At 58.5% G+C, this 15,089-nt stretch carries 14 protein-coding genes; 8 read left to right on the forward strand and 6 right to left on the reverse strand.

The window, feature by feature from the left end:
- The first annotated feature begins 20 nt into the window (after window positions 1-20).
- The 6 genes from pnuC (at window position 21) to MOQ06_RS00740 (ending at window position 4,672) form a co-directional block, all read left to right on the forward strand.
- Window positions 21-578 carry a nicotinamide riboside transporter PnuC gene (pnuC, locus tag MOQ06_RS00715; protein WP_242169949.1) on the forward strand — a complete coding sequence of 186 codons (558 nt, stop codon included), beginning with the start codon at window positions 21-23 and terminating at the stop codon, window positions 576-578.
- On the forward strand, window positions 575-1,588 hold the full coding sequence (locus MOQ06_RS00720) for an AAA family ATPase (RefSeq protein ID WP_242169952.1): 1,014 nt from the start codon (window positions 575-577) through the stop codon (window positions 1,586-1,588). The genes pnuC and MOQ06_RS00720 overlap by 4 nt, the downstream gene beginning before the upstream one ends.
- 72 nt (window positions 1,589-1,660) lie before the next feature.
- A complete protein-coding gene (tyrB, locus tag MOQ06_RS00725; protein ID WP_242169955.1) occupies window positions 1,661-2,854 on the forward strand; it encodes an aromatic amino acid transaminase in 1,194 nt (397 codons plus the stop codon).
- Window positions 2,855-3,074: 220 nt separating this feature from the next.
- Window positions 3,075-3,788 (forward strand): acid phosphatase AphA, encoded by a 714-nt coding sequence (gene aphA, locus MOQ06_RS00730; RefSeq protein WP_148422216.1) that lies wholly within the window; start codon window positions 3,075-3,077, stop codon window positions 3,786-3,788.
- A 111-nt stretch (window positions 3,789-3,899) separates the two neighbouring features.
- Window positions 3,900-4,316: a secondary thiamine-phosphate synthase enzyme YjbQ gene (locus MOQ06_RS00735; RefSeq protein ID WP_063159204.1), complete on the forward strand. Its 417-nt coding sequence runs from the start codon at window positions 3,900-3,902 to the stop codon at window positions 4,314-4,316.
- A gap of 2 nt (window positions 4,317-4,318) precedes the next feature.
- On the forward strand, window positions 4,319-4,672 hold the full coding sequence (locus tag MOQ06_RS00740; protein ID WP_148422293.1) for an MmcQ/YjbR family DNA-binding protein: 354 nt from the start codon (window positions 4,319-4,321) through the stop codon (window positions 4,670-4,672).
- A gap of 3 nt (window positions 4,673-4,675) precedes the next feature.
- On the opposite strand, the gene uvrA is transcribed toward MOQ06_RS00740, so the two are convergent.
- Window positions 4,676-7,498 carry an excinuclease ABC subunit UvrA gene (uvrA, locus tag MOQ06_RS00745; protein ID WP_242169957.1) on the reverse strand — a complete coding sequence of 941 codons (2,823 nt, stop codon included), beginning with the start codon at window positions 7,496-7,498 and terminating at the stop codon, window positions 4,676-4,678.
- 251 nt (window positions 7,499-7,749) lie between these two features.
- On the opposite strand from uvrA, the gene ssb1 reads away from it, so the two are divergent.
- Together ssb1 and MOQ06_RS00755 are read left to right on the forward strand one after the other, a co-directional pair.
- Window positions 7,750-8,274 carry a single-stranded DNA-binding protein SSB1 gene (ssb1, locus tag MOQ06_RS00750; protein ID WP_003860284.1) on the forward strand — a complete coding sequence of 175 codons (525 nt, stop codon included), beginning with the start codon at window positions 7,750-7,752 and terminating at the stop codon, window positions 8,272-8,274.
- A gap of 100 nt (window positions 8,275-8,374) precedes the next feature.
- Window positions 8,375-9,010: a hypothetical protein gene (locus tag MOQ06_RS00755; protein ID WP_242169959.1), complete on the forward strand. Its 636-nt coding sequence runs from the start codon at window positions 8,375-8,377 to the stop codon at window positions 9,008-9,010.
- A gap of 45 nt (window positions 9,011-9,055) precedes the next feature.
- Here the strand turns inward: MOQ06_RS00755 and fecE are convergent, their stop codons facing one another.
- The 5 genes from fecE to fecA form a co-directional block, all read right to left on the reverse strand.
- Window positions 9,056-9,823 (reverse strand): Fe(3+) dicitrate ABC transporter ATP-binding protein FecE, encoded by a 768-nt coding sequence (fecE, locus tag MOQ06_RS00760; RefSeq protein ID WP_148422210.1) that lies wholly within the window; start codon window positions 9,821-9,823, stop codon window positions 9,056-9,058.
- Window positions 9,824-10,774 (reverse strand): Fe(3+) dicitrate ABC transporter permease subunit FecD, encoded by a 951-nt coding sequence (fecD, locus tag MOQ06_RS00765; RefSeq protein WP_193356424.1) that lies wholly within the window; start codon window positions 10,772-10,774, stop codon window positions 9,824-9,826. It lies immediately after the preceding gene.
- A complete protein-coding gene (fecC, locus tag MOQ06_RS00770; RefSeq protein ID WP_242173187.1) occupies window positions 10,771-11,769 on the reverse strand; it encodes an iron-dicitrate ABC transporter permease FecC in 999 nt (332 codons plus the stop codon). Before fecC ends, fecD begins: the two co-directional genes overlap by 4 nt.
- Entirely contained in the window at window positions 11,766-12,668 is a 903-nt protein-coding gene (locus tag MOQ06_RS00775; RefSeq protein ID WP_193356425.1) for a Fe(3+) dicitrate ABC transporter substrate-binding protein FecB, read from the reverse strand. The genes fecC and MOQ06_RS00775 overlap by 4 nt, the downstream gene beginning before the upstream one ends.
- Before the next feature lie 74 nt (window positions 12,669-12,742).
- Window positions 12,743-15,067 carry a TonB-dependent Fe(3+) dicitrate receptor FecA gene (gene fecA, locus MOQ06_RS00780; protein WP_242169962.1) on the reverse strand — a complete coding sequence of 775 codons (2,325 nt, stop codon included), beginning with the start codon at window positions 15,065-15,067 and terminating at the stop codon, window positions 12,743-12,745.
- Window positions 15,068-15,089 lie beyond the last annotated feature (22 nt).

Genomic DNA, 15,089 nt, shown 5'->3' on the forward strand with positions numbered 1-15,089 from the left:
CACATTGTCCGGGAAGGGATATGTCACCATCTGAAATGGCTGCTTGTCTGGCCTATGCGCTCTCCGTCTGGCTGGCGGCCAGAAACAATATCAATACGTGGTGGATCGGCATTCTCGGCAGCGGGCTATACGCCTGGGTCTTCTATTCGGTGCAGCTCTATGCCGATGTTACCCTCCAGCTCTTCTTCATCATCACGAGCATAGCGGGGTGGATACACTGGCTTAAAGGGCACCGTGGAGATGTATTACCTGTACGGCGAACCAGGCCTGGGCATATTGCTATTTTGCTAGCCTGCGCCACGATTGTGGCGGCGGGGTATGGACTGATATTGCATCTCTACACCAATGCCTGGGCCCCCTGGCTGGACTCCCTTATTTTAACATTCAGCGTCCTTGCTCAGTTTATGTTGATGGGACGGCGCCTGGAAAACTGGTACGTGTGGCTGGCAGTAAACACGCTGGCAGTTCCGCTGTATGCGACGAGAGAGCTGTATCTGACGGCCGGTTTATACCTGGCGTTTTGGTGTAATGCCTGGCATGGACTGTATCAATGGCGTAAGGAACTCCGTACGCAATGAAGCGTTACCCAACCGGCCTGGTCGTGGGCAAATTTGCACCTTTACATTTAGGCCATGAAGCGCTTATCCATGCAGCGCTCGCGCAGTGCGATACGGTCGTTATCATCAGCTATTCGTCGCCTGAAATACCGGGCTACGAGCCAGAAAAGCGGCTTCACTGGTTACGGACGCGTTTCCCTCAGTGCCGCCACCTTGTGCTGTCTGAGCCGGTGATGGCGACCCACGATATTGCGCCACCGCCACCGAATGACGCTGGTGACGATCTCCATCGTCATTACGTTGCCACGCTGTGTGAAGACGTTCTGCACTGTCAGCCGCAGGCGGTATTTACCGCAGAAGACTATGGGGACGGTTTTGCGGGTGTGTTAAGCCAGCGTTTCGGATCCCCGGTTATGCACGTGCGGCTTCAGCGCCCGGAGGGCCCTGATGCGCCCTCAGGCACGCTTATTCGCTCCGATGTTCATCGCTACCGTGAGATGCTCCCGGCGGAGGTTTACCGGAGTTTTGTCTTTCGAATTTGCTTATTAGGCGGCGAATCGACGGGCAAAAGCACGCTTTCCCGGGCGTTGGCAGCAGCGCTTAACGCGCCCTGCGTCGCTGAGTTCGGGCGCGAATACTGGGAGGAAAAGAACGGAGTACTGGAATGCGACGATCTCCTGCATATTGCGCGTGAGCAGGTGCGGCGTGAGGAAGCAGCCAGCACGGCGCCTTATCTGATCTGCGATACGTCGCCCTTAACCACGCTGTTTTATACGCTCGACCAGTATGGCTCGGCGCCTCAGGCGCTGCACGACTTAGCCGGGCGGGACTATTCGCTGGTTATACTGTGCGGCGATGAATTTCCATTTGTACAGGATGGTACCCGGCAAGGCGCGGCGTTTCGCCACAGGCAGCAGGCGTGGTATGTCGCTGAACTGGCGCGCCGAAATATCCCGTATTTACACGTCACAGGGTCGACGTCTGAGCGTATCGAACGAATTCGTCGGCATATACAGAAACGGTTTTCATAACCTTCTCGATCTTCTCCTGCTTCCGGTTTATTGTGGAATTCCCTGCCGCAAAAAAAATCCGGAGAACATCGCGTGTTTCAGAAAGTAGACGCCTACGCCGGCGACCCTATCCTCTCCTTGATGGAGCGTTTCAAAGAAGATCCTCGCAGCGATAAAGTGAACCTCAGCATCGGTCTTTATTACAACGAGGACGGCATTATTCCTCAGCTACAGGCCGTTGCCGAAGCTGAAGCGCGTCTTAACGCCACGCCGCACGGTGCTTCGCTTTATCTGCCGATGGAAGGGTTAAACGCATACCGCAATACCATCGCGCCGCTGCTGTTTGGTGCGGACCACGCGGTGCTAGCGCAAAAGCGCGTGGCCACTATCCAGACGCTGGGTGGCTCGGGTGCGCTGAAGGTGGGCGCTGATTTCCTGAAAAAATATTTCCCGGATTCCGGCGTATGGGTCAGCGACCCGACGTGGGAAAACCACGTGGCCATTTTTGAAGGCGCGGGCTTTAAGGTCGCGACCTATCCGTGGTTTGACAGCGAAACCAACGGCGTGCGCGTTGACGCGCTGCTTGAAAAACTCAATACCCTGCCGGAGCGCAGCATCGTGCTGCTGCACCCGTGCTGCCATAACCCGACCGGTGCCGATCTCACGAATACGCAGTGGGATGCGGTAATCGAAGTGCTGAAGGCGCGAAACCTGATCCCGTTCCTCGACATCGCCTATCAGGGCTTCGGCGCGGGCATGGAGGAGGACGCGTACGCCATTCGCGCTATCGCCAGCGCGGGTCTGCCTGCTCTGGTCAGCAACTCCTTCTCGAAAATCTTCTCACTGTACGGCGAGCGCGTTGGCGGCCTTTCCGTGGTGTGTGACGATGCTGAAGCGGCAGGCCGCGTGCTCGGCCAGCTTAAAGCGACGGTCCGCCGGATCTACTCCAGCCCGCCGAACTTTGGCGCGCAGGTGGTGGCGACCGTACTGGGCGATGACCAGCTGAAAGCCAGCTGGCTCGCGGAAGTGGAAGCGATGCGTAAGCGCATTCTGTCGATGCGCCAGGAGTTGGTTAACGTGCTGAAAGAGGCGGTGCCGGGGCATAACTTCGACTATCTGCTCAAGCAGCGCGGGATGTTCAGCTACACCGGGCTAAGCGCTGCGCAGGTCGATCGCCTGCGCGAAGAGTTCGGCGTCTACCTGATCGCCAGCGGCCGCATGTGCGTGGCGGGGCTGAACGCCAGCAACGTTCAGCGCGTGGCGCAGGCCTTTGCCGCCGTCATGTAAGCACTCACTAACTATCCCTCTCCCTCTCCCTGTGGGAGAGGGTCGGGGTGAGGGCATCAGGCTGCTCAGGTCGATGTCCCGCTTTGTGATCTTCTTCTTTTTATTCAGCTTCATAAGTAAAAACTCCTTTCCATCCCCTCCCGTCGGGGTTATGGTCGGATAGTTTTTTGACCATCCACTCAAATTAAAACGATAACAAGCTGAATATTCAGGGGAAAATATGCGCAAGATCACACTGGCGCTCAGCGCCGCCTGCTTATTGTTCTCGCTTAATAGCGCCGTAGTGGCGCGAGCCTCCGCACCGACGCCGCTTTACACCGGAACCACCGCCGCCATTCTTGCCGAACAGGCGCCCATTCACTGGGTCTCTGTGGCACAAATTGAAAACAGCCTGACGGGTCGGCCGCCGATGGCCGTGGGTTTCGACATTGACGACACCGTTCTCTTCTCCAGCCCCGGCTTCTGGCGCGGCAAAAAAACTTATTCGCCGGGCAGCGAAGCCTATCTGAAAAATCCGGAATTCTGGGAAAAGATGAACAACGGCTGGGATGAGTTCAGTATCCCGAAAGAGGTTGCCCGCGCGCTTATCGCCATGCACGTAAAGCGCGGCGACAGCATCTACTTTGTAACCGGGCGCAGCCAGACCAAAACCGAAACCGTATCGAAAACGCTGCAGGATGATTTCCTGATCCCGGCAGCCAGCATGAACCCGGTCATTTTTGCCGGTGACCATGAAGGGCAAAACACCAAAACCCAGTGGCTGGAAAAGAAAAACATCAGGGTGTTCTACGGCGATTCGGATAACGACATCACTGCGGCGCACGACGTGGGAGCCAGAGGCATCCGGGTGTTACGCGCCTCGAACTCGACCTACCGGCCGCTGCCAATGGCCGGAAAATTTGGCGAAGAGGTGATCGTTAACTCCGAATATTGAGGCGTTAGCGGCGGGTTGATTCTTTTTTAAGCAAATCTCGCCGCGCGGGTTTTACCTTTCGCTTTCTTGCTGCACACTTAGAAAGATTCATCTTTCAACACGGAGCAGCACATGTGGTATCAACAGACCCTGACCCTAAGCGCAAAACCACGCGGATTTCACCTTGTGACGGACGAAGTCATCGGTCAAATCCGCGACCTGTCGCGCGTTAAAACGGGTTTACTGCATCTGCTGCTTCAGCACACCTCAGCTTCTCTCACGCTTAATGAAAATTGCGATCCCACCGTCCGGTCCGATATGGAAAGACATTTCCTGAAAAGCGTTCCGGATAACGCTCCGTATGAGCATGATTACGAGGGGGCGGACGATATGCCTTCGCATATCAAATCCTCTTTGCTGGGCGTCTCGCTGATGCTGCCGGTCCACAATGGACGCCTGCTTTTGGGTACCTGGCAGGGGATCTGGCTGGGAGAGCATCGCATTCACGGTGGTTCGCGTAAAATTATCGCAACGCTACAAGGGGAATAATGATGACAATTTCGGAGATACTTCAGTACTGCATGAGCAAGCCTGGCGCGGAACAAAGCGTTCACAGCGACTGGAAAGCCACGCAGATCAAAGTGGGTGACGTGCTGTTCGCGATGGTGAAAGAGGTGGAGGGACGTCCTGCGGCGTCGCTGAAAACCAGCCCGGAACTGGCCGATTTACTGCGCCAGCAGCACGATGACGTCAGGCCAAGCAAGCATCTGAATAAAGCGCACTGGAGTACGGTGTTTCTCGACGGCTCGCTGCCGGGATCGCAGATTTACTATCTGGTAGACGCGTCGTATCAACAGGCGGTTGAGCTGCTGCCGGAAACAATTCGTCAGCAGCTCTCCGTGTGACGATTACAGCAGTGGTTTGAGGAAGCGCGCGGTGTGCGAGGCTTCGCACTCTGCAACGGTCTCTGGCGTACCGGAGACGAGGATTTCACCGCCGCCGCTGCCGCCTTCCGGGCCGAGATCGACAATCCAGTCCGCGGTTTTAATCACGTCCAGGTTGTGCTCAATGACCACGATAGTGTTGCCCTGATCGCGCAGCTGGTGCAGCACGTCCAGCAGCTGCTGGATATCCGCAAAGTGCAGGCCGGTGGTCGGCTCGTCCAGAATATACAGCGTCTGACCGGTACCGCGTTTGGACAGCTCACGCGCCAGCTTCACGCGCTGCGCTTCCCCGCCGGACAGCGTCGTCGCTGACTGTCCCAGACGAATATAGGTCAGACCCACGTCCATCAGCGTTTGCAGCTTGCGTGCCAGCGCAGGGACGGCGTCAAAGAACTCGCGCGCCTCTTCGATGGTCATATCCAGCACTTCGTGAATGGTCTTGCCTTTGTACTTAATCTCCAGCGTTTCGCGGTTATAGCGCTTGCCTTTGCACTGGTCGCACGGCACGTAGATATCCGGCAGGAAGTGCATTTCAACCTTGATCACGCCGTCGCCCTGGCACGCTTCACAGCGGCCGCCGCGCACGTTAAAGCTGAAGCGTCCTGGCGTATACCCGCGCGAGCGCGCTTCCGGCACGCCGGCAAACAGTTCACGTACGGGCGTAAAGACGCCGGTATAGGTCGCCGGGTTGGAGCGCGGCGTGCGGCCAATCGGGCTCTGGTCGATATCGATAACCTTATCGAAATGCTCCAGCCCCTGAATGTCGCGGTACGGCGCAGGTTCGGCCAGCGTCGCGCCGTTCAGCGCCGTCTGCGCAATCGGGAACAGCGTATCGTTGATCAGCGTCGATTTACCGGAACCGGACACGCCGGTAATACAGGTGAACAGCCCGACGGGCAGCGTCAGGGTCACGTCTTTCAGGTTGTTGCCGCGCGCCCCGGTTAGCTTCAGCACTTTTTCCGGGTTCGCTGCCACGCGCTGTTTCGGCACTTCAATCTTGCGCTTTCCGCTCATGTACTGACCGGTCAGCGACTCCGGCACCGCCATAATGTCTTTCAGCGTTCCTTCCGCAACCACCTGGCCGCCGTGCACGCCAGCGCCCGGGCCGATGTCAATCACGTGGTCTGCGGCGCGAATTGCGTCTTCGTCGTGCTCAACCACGATCACCGTGTTGCCAAGGTTGCGCAGGTGAACCAGCGTGCCGAGCAGACGTTCGTTATCGCGCTGGTGCAGGCCGATAGACGGCTCATCCAGCACGTACATCACGCCGACCAGGCCCGCGCCAATCTGGCTCGCCAGACGAATACGCTGGGCTTCACCGCCGGACAGGGTTTCCGCGGAGCGGGAAAGCGTCAGGTAGTTCAGGCCGACGTTAACGAGGAACTTCAGACGGTCGCCGATCTCTTTCAGCACTTTTTCGGCGATTTTCGCCCGCTGGCCGGAGAGCTTCAGGTTGTTGAAGAAGTCCATCGCGTGGCCGATGCTCATGTCTGAGATGGTCGGCAGCGCCGTGTTTTCAACAAACACGTGGCGCGCTTCGCGACGCAGGCGCGTGCCCTCGCAGGTGGCGCAGGAGCGGTTGCTAATGAACTTCGCCAGCTCCTCGCGCACCGCGCTGGATTCGGTCTCTTTGTAGCGGCGCTCCATGTTGTGCAGCACCCCTTCAAACGGGTGACGGCGCACGGAGGTATCGCCGCGATCGTTCATGTATTTGAACTCGATGTTCTCTTTACCGGAGCCGAACAGGATCACTTTGTGCACGTTTGCGCTCAGGCTGGCCCACGGGGCTTCGACGTCGAACTTATAGTGCTCCGCCAGCGATTTCAGCATCTGGAAGTAGTAAAAGTTACGCTTATCCCAGCCGCGAATGGCCCCGCCCGCCAGCGACAGCTCCGGGTTCTGGATCACGCGGTCCGGATCGAAGTACTGCTGCACGCCCAGGCCGTCGCAGGTTGGGCATGCGCCCGCCGGGTTGTTGAACGAGAACAGGCGCGGTTCCAGCTCACGCATGCTGTAGCCGCAAATCGGGCAGGCGAAGTTAGCGGAGAACAGCAGCTCTTCCGCTTTTGCGTCGTCCATGTCGGAAACCACCGCCGTGCCGCCGGAGAGCTCCAGCGCCGTTTCAAAGGATTCCGCCAGACGGGTCGCCAGATCGTCACGCACCTTAAAGCGGTCAATCACCACTTCGATGGTGTGTTTCTTTTGCAGCTCCAGCTTTGGCGGATCCGACAGGTCACACACTTCGCCATCGATACGGGCGCGGATATAGCCCTGGCTTGCCAGGTTTTCCAGCGTTTTGGTGTGCTCGCCCTTGCGCTCTTTAATAATTGGCGCAAGCAGCATCAGGCGTTTGCCTTCCGGCTGCGACAGCACGTTATCCACCATCTGGCTTACGGTCTGCGCCGCCAGCGGGACGTCGTGGTCCGGACAGCGCGGCTCGCCCACGCGCGCATACAGCAGACGCAGGTAGTCATGGATTTCGGTAATCGTACCGACCGTGGAGCGCGGGTTATGCGACGTGGATTTCTGCTCAATGGAGATAGCAGGCGATAACCCTTCAATATGGTCTACATCCGGTTTTTCCATCAGCGACAGGAACTGACGCGCGTACGCCGAGAGTGATTCAACGTAACGACGCTGTCCTTCGGCATACAAGGTGTCGAAAGCCAGTGAGGATTTGCCAGACCCCGAAAGCCCGGTCACGACGATAAGTTTGTCGCGAGGGATTATGAGGTTGATATTCTTGAGATTATGGGTGCGGGCGCCCCGAACTTCGATCTTATCCATTCACCTTTCCCGGTTGGAACACGGATTGCCTGATTTGTTTGAAGGACAAACGGCTGTCAGAAACGGCTAATTATGACACAAAATGACCTGTTTGAATATACAGTATTGGAATGCATTTTCTGATTGTCTGTGTAACAATGTCGAGTCCGCGAGAGAACTCTGGAACATGCTACGCAACTATCAAAGTGTCGCATGGAAATGGTACACTCGCGCGTTTACACTATTAAGAAACGTATTCAGGAGACACGAACATGGCCAGCAGAGGCGTAAACAAGGTGATTCTCGTCGGTAATCTGGGCCAGGACCCGGAAGTACGCTACATGCCGAGTGGTGGCGCAGTTGCCAACATTACGCTGGCTACTTCCGAATCCTGGCGTGATAAAGCGACCGGTGAAATGAAAGAGCAGACCGAATGGCACCGCGTAGTGCTGTTTGGCAAGCTGGCAGAAGTGGCCGGTGAATATCTGCGTAAAGGCTCTCAGGTTTACATTGAGGGCCAGCTGCGCACCCGCAAATGGACCGATCAATCCGGTCAGGAAAAATACACCACGGAAGTGGTGGTCAACGTTGGCGGCACCATGCAGATGCTGGGTGGCCGTCAGGGCGGTGGCGCACCAGCGGGTGGCGGTCAGCAGCAGGGCGGCTGGGGCCAGCCTCAGCAGCCACAGGGCGGCAACCAGTTCAGCGGCGGCGCGCAGTCACGTCCGCAGCAGCAGTCTGCTCCGGCACCGTCTAACGAACCGCCAATGGATTTTGACGACGACATCCCGTTCTGATTGTCTTCAGCACTAAAAAAAGCCCTGCTGTTGCAGGGCTTCTTGTTTAATACTCATCACGTTATATTGGGTACCTGACCCATATCATCCGCGAGGAGCTATGCCACAACAACTCTTTGATCCCGCAGACGTTCAGAAGACATTCGCAATGCTCACGGTGGATAACCACAACGCTGCGTTGCTGAATGAAATTTCCCCTTGCGCGTCAGTGGATGAAGAACTGTGCTTTGGCCCATTCCCGCCGGGATATCATTTTGTCAGAGCTGAAAATCGAATTGCTGATATTCCTAATGAGCACTTTGAACTGGCGCTGGTCAATGAAATTACGCAGGAGATTGTTTACTACAATCGCGTGATTTATCAGAAAGATGCATTTTTAAATTACATGCCAGTGACGCAAATTCTGATATGGCGCTCGCCTAAACCGTCGCACCGTGGCGTGTTGCGCGATTTGCCAGGAAAAGTGTTTTCTCACTATTTACTGGAAAAATACAACGTCATTGTTACAGACCGCCATCAGACACGAGATGGCATGAGCTTCTGGCAGTCGCGTCTATATGATGCCATCGCCAGTGGGCATCATTTGTATGCGTACGACATGATCAGCTGTGAAATGCGGCCGATTGTGAAAGACAGTGATATAGGCGATCAGGTGAACTGGCTTTGGGGCGATGAAGAGCACCACCAGAACCGACTGGCGATTATCAGTAAATTTCCGCTGCCGATTAGCGCGTAGGTGTGTTAGTACGCGATGGCCAACGCGGCTACGGGCGGTAAAAAACTACACCACCACGCACATCGGCCTGCCCGATACCGGCTCCGGATGGATTTCCGCCTCCACGTTAAACACGGCTTTCAGCAACGCGGGGGTCATCACCTCCTCTGGCGTACCCTGCGCCATCACGCGTCCGCTTGCCAGCACCACCAGATAATCGCAGTAGCGGCTTGCCTGATTTAAATCGTGCAGCACCGCGACCACCGTTTTTCCCTGCGTCCTGAGGTCACCCATCAGACGCATCAGCTCAACCTGATGATTAATGTCCAGATACGTCGTTGGCTCATCAAGCAGCACGACGGGGGTATCCTGCGCCAGCACCATTGCCAGGAACGCGCGCTGGCGCTGGCCGCCAGACAGTTCGGTTAACCGCCGGTCAGCCAGAGCGTGGGTCTGGGTCTGGCTCATGGCCACGTTAACGCGGGCATTGTCTTCAACGGATAAACGCCCCCATAGCGGTAGCCACGGGCTGCGGCCATAAGAGACCAGTTCCCGAACGGTGATCCCCTCGGGCGTTAAATGGTGTTGCGGCAGCAAGGCCAGACGACGAGCCAGCTGGCGGGCCGTCATGCCTGCGACAGGCTGTTCATCAAGCAGTATTGTCCCGGACTCAGGGGTTAACAGCCGGGAAAAACAGTTCAGGAGCGTCGATTTTCCACAGCCGTTCGGGCCGAGCAACGCGGTGATCTTTCCGGCAGGCAGCGTAAGAGATAGCCCGTCGAGCACCGTTTGCGTGCCGTAGCGGAGGGACAGATTTTCAGTTCGTAACGTCATTTATCGCATTCTCACAAGCAGCCAGACGAACCACGGCGCGCCGATAATCGCGGTCATAACGCCTGCCGGAAGCTCCAGCGGCGGATGAATCACCCGCGCCAGCAGGTCGGCGATAACCAGTAACAGCGCGCCCGTCAGGGCAGAAACGGGCAGCAGCCTGCGGTGTCTTCCGCCGGTAATTTTTCGCACCATATGCGGCACCACGAGGCCGATAAAGCTGACGGGGCCGCAGACGGCCACGCCGGTTGCGGTCATGGCAACCGCCAGCAGGAGGCCCCGAAACCGGGTGCGGGATACCGATACGCCGAGCGTGGCTGCCCGGGCATCGCCCAGGGCCAGCAGGTCAAGATCGCGGCAAAAACGCAGGCTCAGGGGCAGAAATACCATCAGCAGCGGCACGGCAATTTTCACAAAGGTCCAGTCTCGTCCCCACAGGCTGCCGGTCAGCCACGTCAGGGCACTGTTCACATCCTGCGGGTGCAGGAGCATGAGGTAATCCGTCAGGCTTGCCCAGCAGGCTGAAAGGGCGACCCCCGTCAGCGCCAGCTTCATCGCCTGTCGGGTATTTGCCAGCATTTTCAGCAGGAAAAGACCCGCCATGCCTCCGGCAAACGCCAGCAGCGGCAGGACCATTACCGGCAGCGACGGGATAAGCAGCAAAGCGCCCACCGAGGCAAGGCTGGCGGCATGGTTGATGCCGAGAATATCCGGCGAGGCCAGGGGATTACGTACGATCCCCTGCACCAGCACGCCCGCCACCGCGAGGGCCGCCCCGACAAACAGCGCCAGCAGCAGGCGCGGCAGTCGGTAATCCATCAATACGTAATAGTGCTCGCGTCCGGGCTGCCAGTCGGTCAGCAGCGAACGCCACGGAACGAGGATTACGCCCAGATGGAGCGACAGCAGGGAACACCCTGCCAGGGCAAGCACGATGGCCAGCACCTTTTTCATCCCCGCCTCCTGACCAGCCAGACAAAGCAGGGGGCACCGGCCAGCGCCAGCACCGCGCCGGCGGGAAGATCGCCGGGGAAAGCCAGCGCGCGGGCGAGTACATCAGCCAGCAGCATAAACATCGCGCCCAGCAGCATGCTTATCGGCAAGACGCTGCGCTGATCGAATCCTGTCCAGTAGCGTGCCAGATGCGGCATCAGCAGCCCGATAAAGGCCACCGGCCCCGCCACGCTGACGCAGGCTCCCACCAGAAGTAACACCAGTACGTTGATGATGAGGCGCAGCCTCGGCAGATCCACCCCCAGCGTATGGGCGGTGCTGTCGCTGACGTTAAGCAGATTCAGCTGCTTCGCCAGCAGCAACACGACCGGCGCGGCAATGGCCACCACCGGCAGGAGCTGCCAGAACTCCTGCCAGCGGGCGTGTGAAACGCCCCCTGCGAGCCAGTAGAAAATGCCGTAAGCGTGATCTTCCGCCAGCAGCAGCGTAATGCGGGTCAGGGCCATGCAAAAGGCCGACAGGGCGATACCCGCGAGGATCAGCCTGTTTCTGTCCTGCGTATGGCGAAATCCGCCGCCTGCGGTCATCACCAGCAGCCAGCTCGCGCCGCCGCCGCATGCGGCGATGAAGGAGAGGGAAAAACCGGCCACCGGCGTCGGGCTCAGCGCGCTGGTAAGCGCCATGGCCAGCGCTGCCCCGCTGTTAATGCCGAGCAGGGAAGGAGAGGCCATGGGGTTATGCGTCATGGTTTGCAGGAGCGAGCCTGCAAGGGCCAGGCTTGCACCGGTCAGGATCGCAACCAGGCTGCGCGGTAGCCTGAGGTTTTGCACCAGCGCCTCGGGGAGCGTCGGCGCGTGGCCAGGCAGCAGGGCGCGAAAAGCGTCAGCCCCGGAAACGGGAATGGCCGAGTAGCAAAACAGGCTCAGCCAGAAAAGAAGCAAGAGCGCGACAGCGGGGAGGCCCCACCGTAGCGCCGGATGTCTGATAGGCATTATTTCACATCGGATAAAGGCTGGTGATGAACGATTTTTACCGTATCGCTGGCGATGCGCTCGGCGGCGAAAATACCGCGCATCCGCGCCCAGGCGTTGCTGTCGACCGAAACAACCTGCTGTTTTTGCGCCGCGGTTAACATCTGCCAGAGCGGATCCTGCTGCCAGCGCTTAACGATGCTCTCTTCGCGATAATGCGCAACCAGCAGCCAGGCCGGATTGAGCGCCAGCAGCTGCTCCAGCCCAACAGACGGCATGGATGCCCCGGCCATCGCCGTCGGCACCTTTAGCCCCAGGGCGGTCAGGACGCTGCCGGTATAGGTCTCCCGGGTGTGCAGGTTGAACTGCTGTTCCCGGGAGGTACCGAAGATCGCCAGCGTTCCCTTTGGCAGCTGGCTGGCCCACTGCGCCATCAGCTGTTTATGACGCGCCAGCCTGGCCTTCATCTGTGCTGATTTCCCCACAACGTCGCCGATGAGGGCGGCAGACTGCAGGTTTTCCGCGTACGTTTCGTTCCGTGACTTGAGCAATAATACCGGAGCAATATTCTGCAACGCGCCATAGATGCCTGAATGACGGCTGCTGTCGGCAATAATCAGGTCCGGCTTCAGGGCACTTATCGCCTCCAGGCTCGGCTGCGCACGCGTGCCGACGGACTGCCAGGGCTTCAGCCGCGCGCGCACCTCGGGGAGGATGCGGTTGGTATCGTTATCGTCGGCAATACCGACCGGGCTGACGTCTACGGCGGCCAGCGCGTCTGCGAACGACAGCTCCAGTACCACGATCCGTTGCGGCGTTTTATCCAGCGTAAACGTGCCGCGTTCGTCCTGAACCGTGACGGCAAAGGCGTGGCCGGCGATCAGCAGCAGAGCGGCGAAAAGGGTGCGTAATGGTGTGAACATGTGAGTAGCCTGTGTCCTGTAGCGCTTCGCTGACCCGACCTGCAAAACCCGCGTGCAGGTCGGGCTGGCGGGAGTTAAAACTTCAACGACCCCTGCATATACAGCGTGCGCGGCTGGCCAGCGTAGATGCCTTTGTTGTTGTCGTCGTAAGAGCGGGTGAAGTACGCCTGGTCGAAGATGTTTTTCACCCCGAACGCCAGGTTGAGATCGGCCATCCGTGGGCCAAAGTCGTACGCCACGCGCGCGCCCCAGAGCATAAAGCCCGGAATGCGTCCGGTGCTGCCGTCGGCGCTCTCTTTAACGGTGTTGGCGTTATCCGCAAACTGGCTGGACTGGAAATCGCCGTTCAGGTTGAACGTCCAGCTGCCCGGCCTGTAGTCCACGCCCAGAGTACCTTTGTGTTTCGGGGAGAATGGCACCTGATTGCCATAGGTGTCGCCTTTCTCGCGGATCTCCGCATTCACGTAGGCGTAGCTTGCGTAAACAGAGACGTTATCCAGCGTCGGGGTCAGGGTACCGAGATCGTAACGAGCCTGGGTTTCCAGCCCGGTGTGGCGCGTTTTGCCGCGCGCGGTAACGGTGTCGTTAGTCTGGTTAGAGTCGTACTGATTGTTAAAGTTAATCAGGAACAGCCCCATTTCCGCCGTCAGCACCCCATCGTCGTATCGGGTGCCGAGCTCCCAGGTTCGCGCTTTTTCCGGTTCCACATTGCCGCTTTGCACAGCCTTGCCAATCTGGCTGTACTGTACGGTGCCGAACGAGCCTTCGGTGTTTGCATAAAGATTCCAGCTGTCAGTCAGGTGATAGAGCACGTTTAGTGCCGGAAGCGGGGCGTTGTAGCTCACTTCCTGGTGCGTGCCTTTGATGCCGTTGTTCTGGTATGACTCGATATGTTCAAAACGCATGCCCGGCGTGATGGTCCAGTTGCCGACGTCAATTTTGTCATCCAGATACCAGGCGTGCGCCTCGGTACCGGAGCGGGTGTCACGGTCGTAAGGGCTTGAACCGGACGGCAGCTGGCCGCTACGGGTGGCGGTGTAGTAGCGCATTTCGTGGGTGGATTCATTCACGTAGCGATAACCTACGCCCACTTCGTGCGCGGTCGGGCCGATCGTAAAGCTCTGGCTGTAACGTGGCTCGATGCCGCGTACCCAGTAGTTTCGCGGGGAGAGCGTGATACGTTTCCCCTGCTCCAGATAGCCACTGCGCAGGGTTTGGGTATAAAAGCCCTGAACGGTAAACTTATGCTGACCGTCAGGCTGGTACTGATAGCCCAGGCTTGCCAGCTTGCGACGGCCCCAGAAACGATCGTACGGACGGGTAGATTGCCAGCGGTCGGCGTTGTAATCCGCGCGGGACAGGCCGCCGGGCATATCTGCTTCGCCGTCGTAGTATTGCAGCAGGCTGGTAAAGCTGTGCACGTCGTTCGGCGCATATTTGCTTTTCAGCATCAGGTCGTCGATGCGGGTTGCGCTGTGCTCGCGCCAGTCGCTGCCGCGGGTGCCGGAGTAGAGCAGGGCAGTGCCGAATCCGCTATCCGCCGTGCCGCCCACCATCAGGTTGTGGGTCTCTTTCGGGTTGTTTTGTGAGGAGGTGGGGCTGAGCTGGCCTTCCACCCCCGCTTCGATGCCGAAATCCTGTGGGATCGCGCGGGTGACAAAGTTCACCACGCCGCCCACGCTTTGCGGCCCGTAGCGAACCGCTCCGCCGCCGCGCACCACGTCAATCGCATCCATGTTGCCGAGCGAGACGGGTGCAAGAGAGAGCTGCGGCTGGCCGTAGGGGGCAAACGGCACAGGAATACCGTCCATCAGCACGGTCGAGCGGCTGGCCAGACGCGGGTTGAGGCCGCGAATACCAAAGTTCATCGCCAGATCGTGGCTGCCGGTTCCGTTATTGTCCGGGGCGTTAACGCCGGGAATGCGGTTGAGCACTTCGCGCGTGGTGGTTGCGCCGGTTTTGGCGAAATCCTCACGGCGAATCGCATCGCGCGCGCCGGCATGTTCGAATACGTCGTTTTCACGCGCTTCGCCCAGCCAGTCTCCTGATACGATCAGGGCATCTTCCTGTGGAGCGGGAGCAGGCTCCAGCGTCCAGCTGTTGTTACCCAGCGCTTTAACCTGCAGGCCACTGCCGTTCAGCAGCTGCTGCAGGCCGCTTTCGACGCTGTAGTCGCCGTGCAGACCGTTACTTTGCCTGCCGCGCGTCAGGCTGGCGTCAACCGACAGGGTAATTCCGCTGCGTGCGGCATACTGGTTAAGCGCTTTATCGAGCGTGCCCGGTGCGATATCGACCTGTACGGCGAAGGCGGATAGCGAAAGCCCGGCCAGCGGCAGCAGGCTCAGGCGAATGGCGTTAACCAAAGGTGTTGCTGAGTGAAAAACGCGTAAAGGCGTCATACCTTCTCCATCATCATTTTTG

This window comes from Enterobacter sp. I4 (genome assembly GCF_022669095.1).
Taxonomy (GTDB): domain Bacteria; phylum Pseudomonadota; class Gammaproteobacteria; order Enterobacterales; family Enterobacteriaceae; genus Enterobacter; species Enterobacter pasteurii.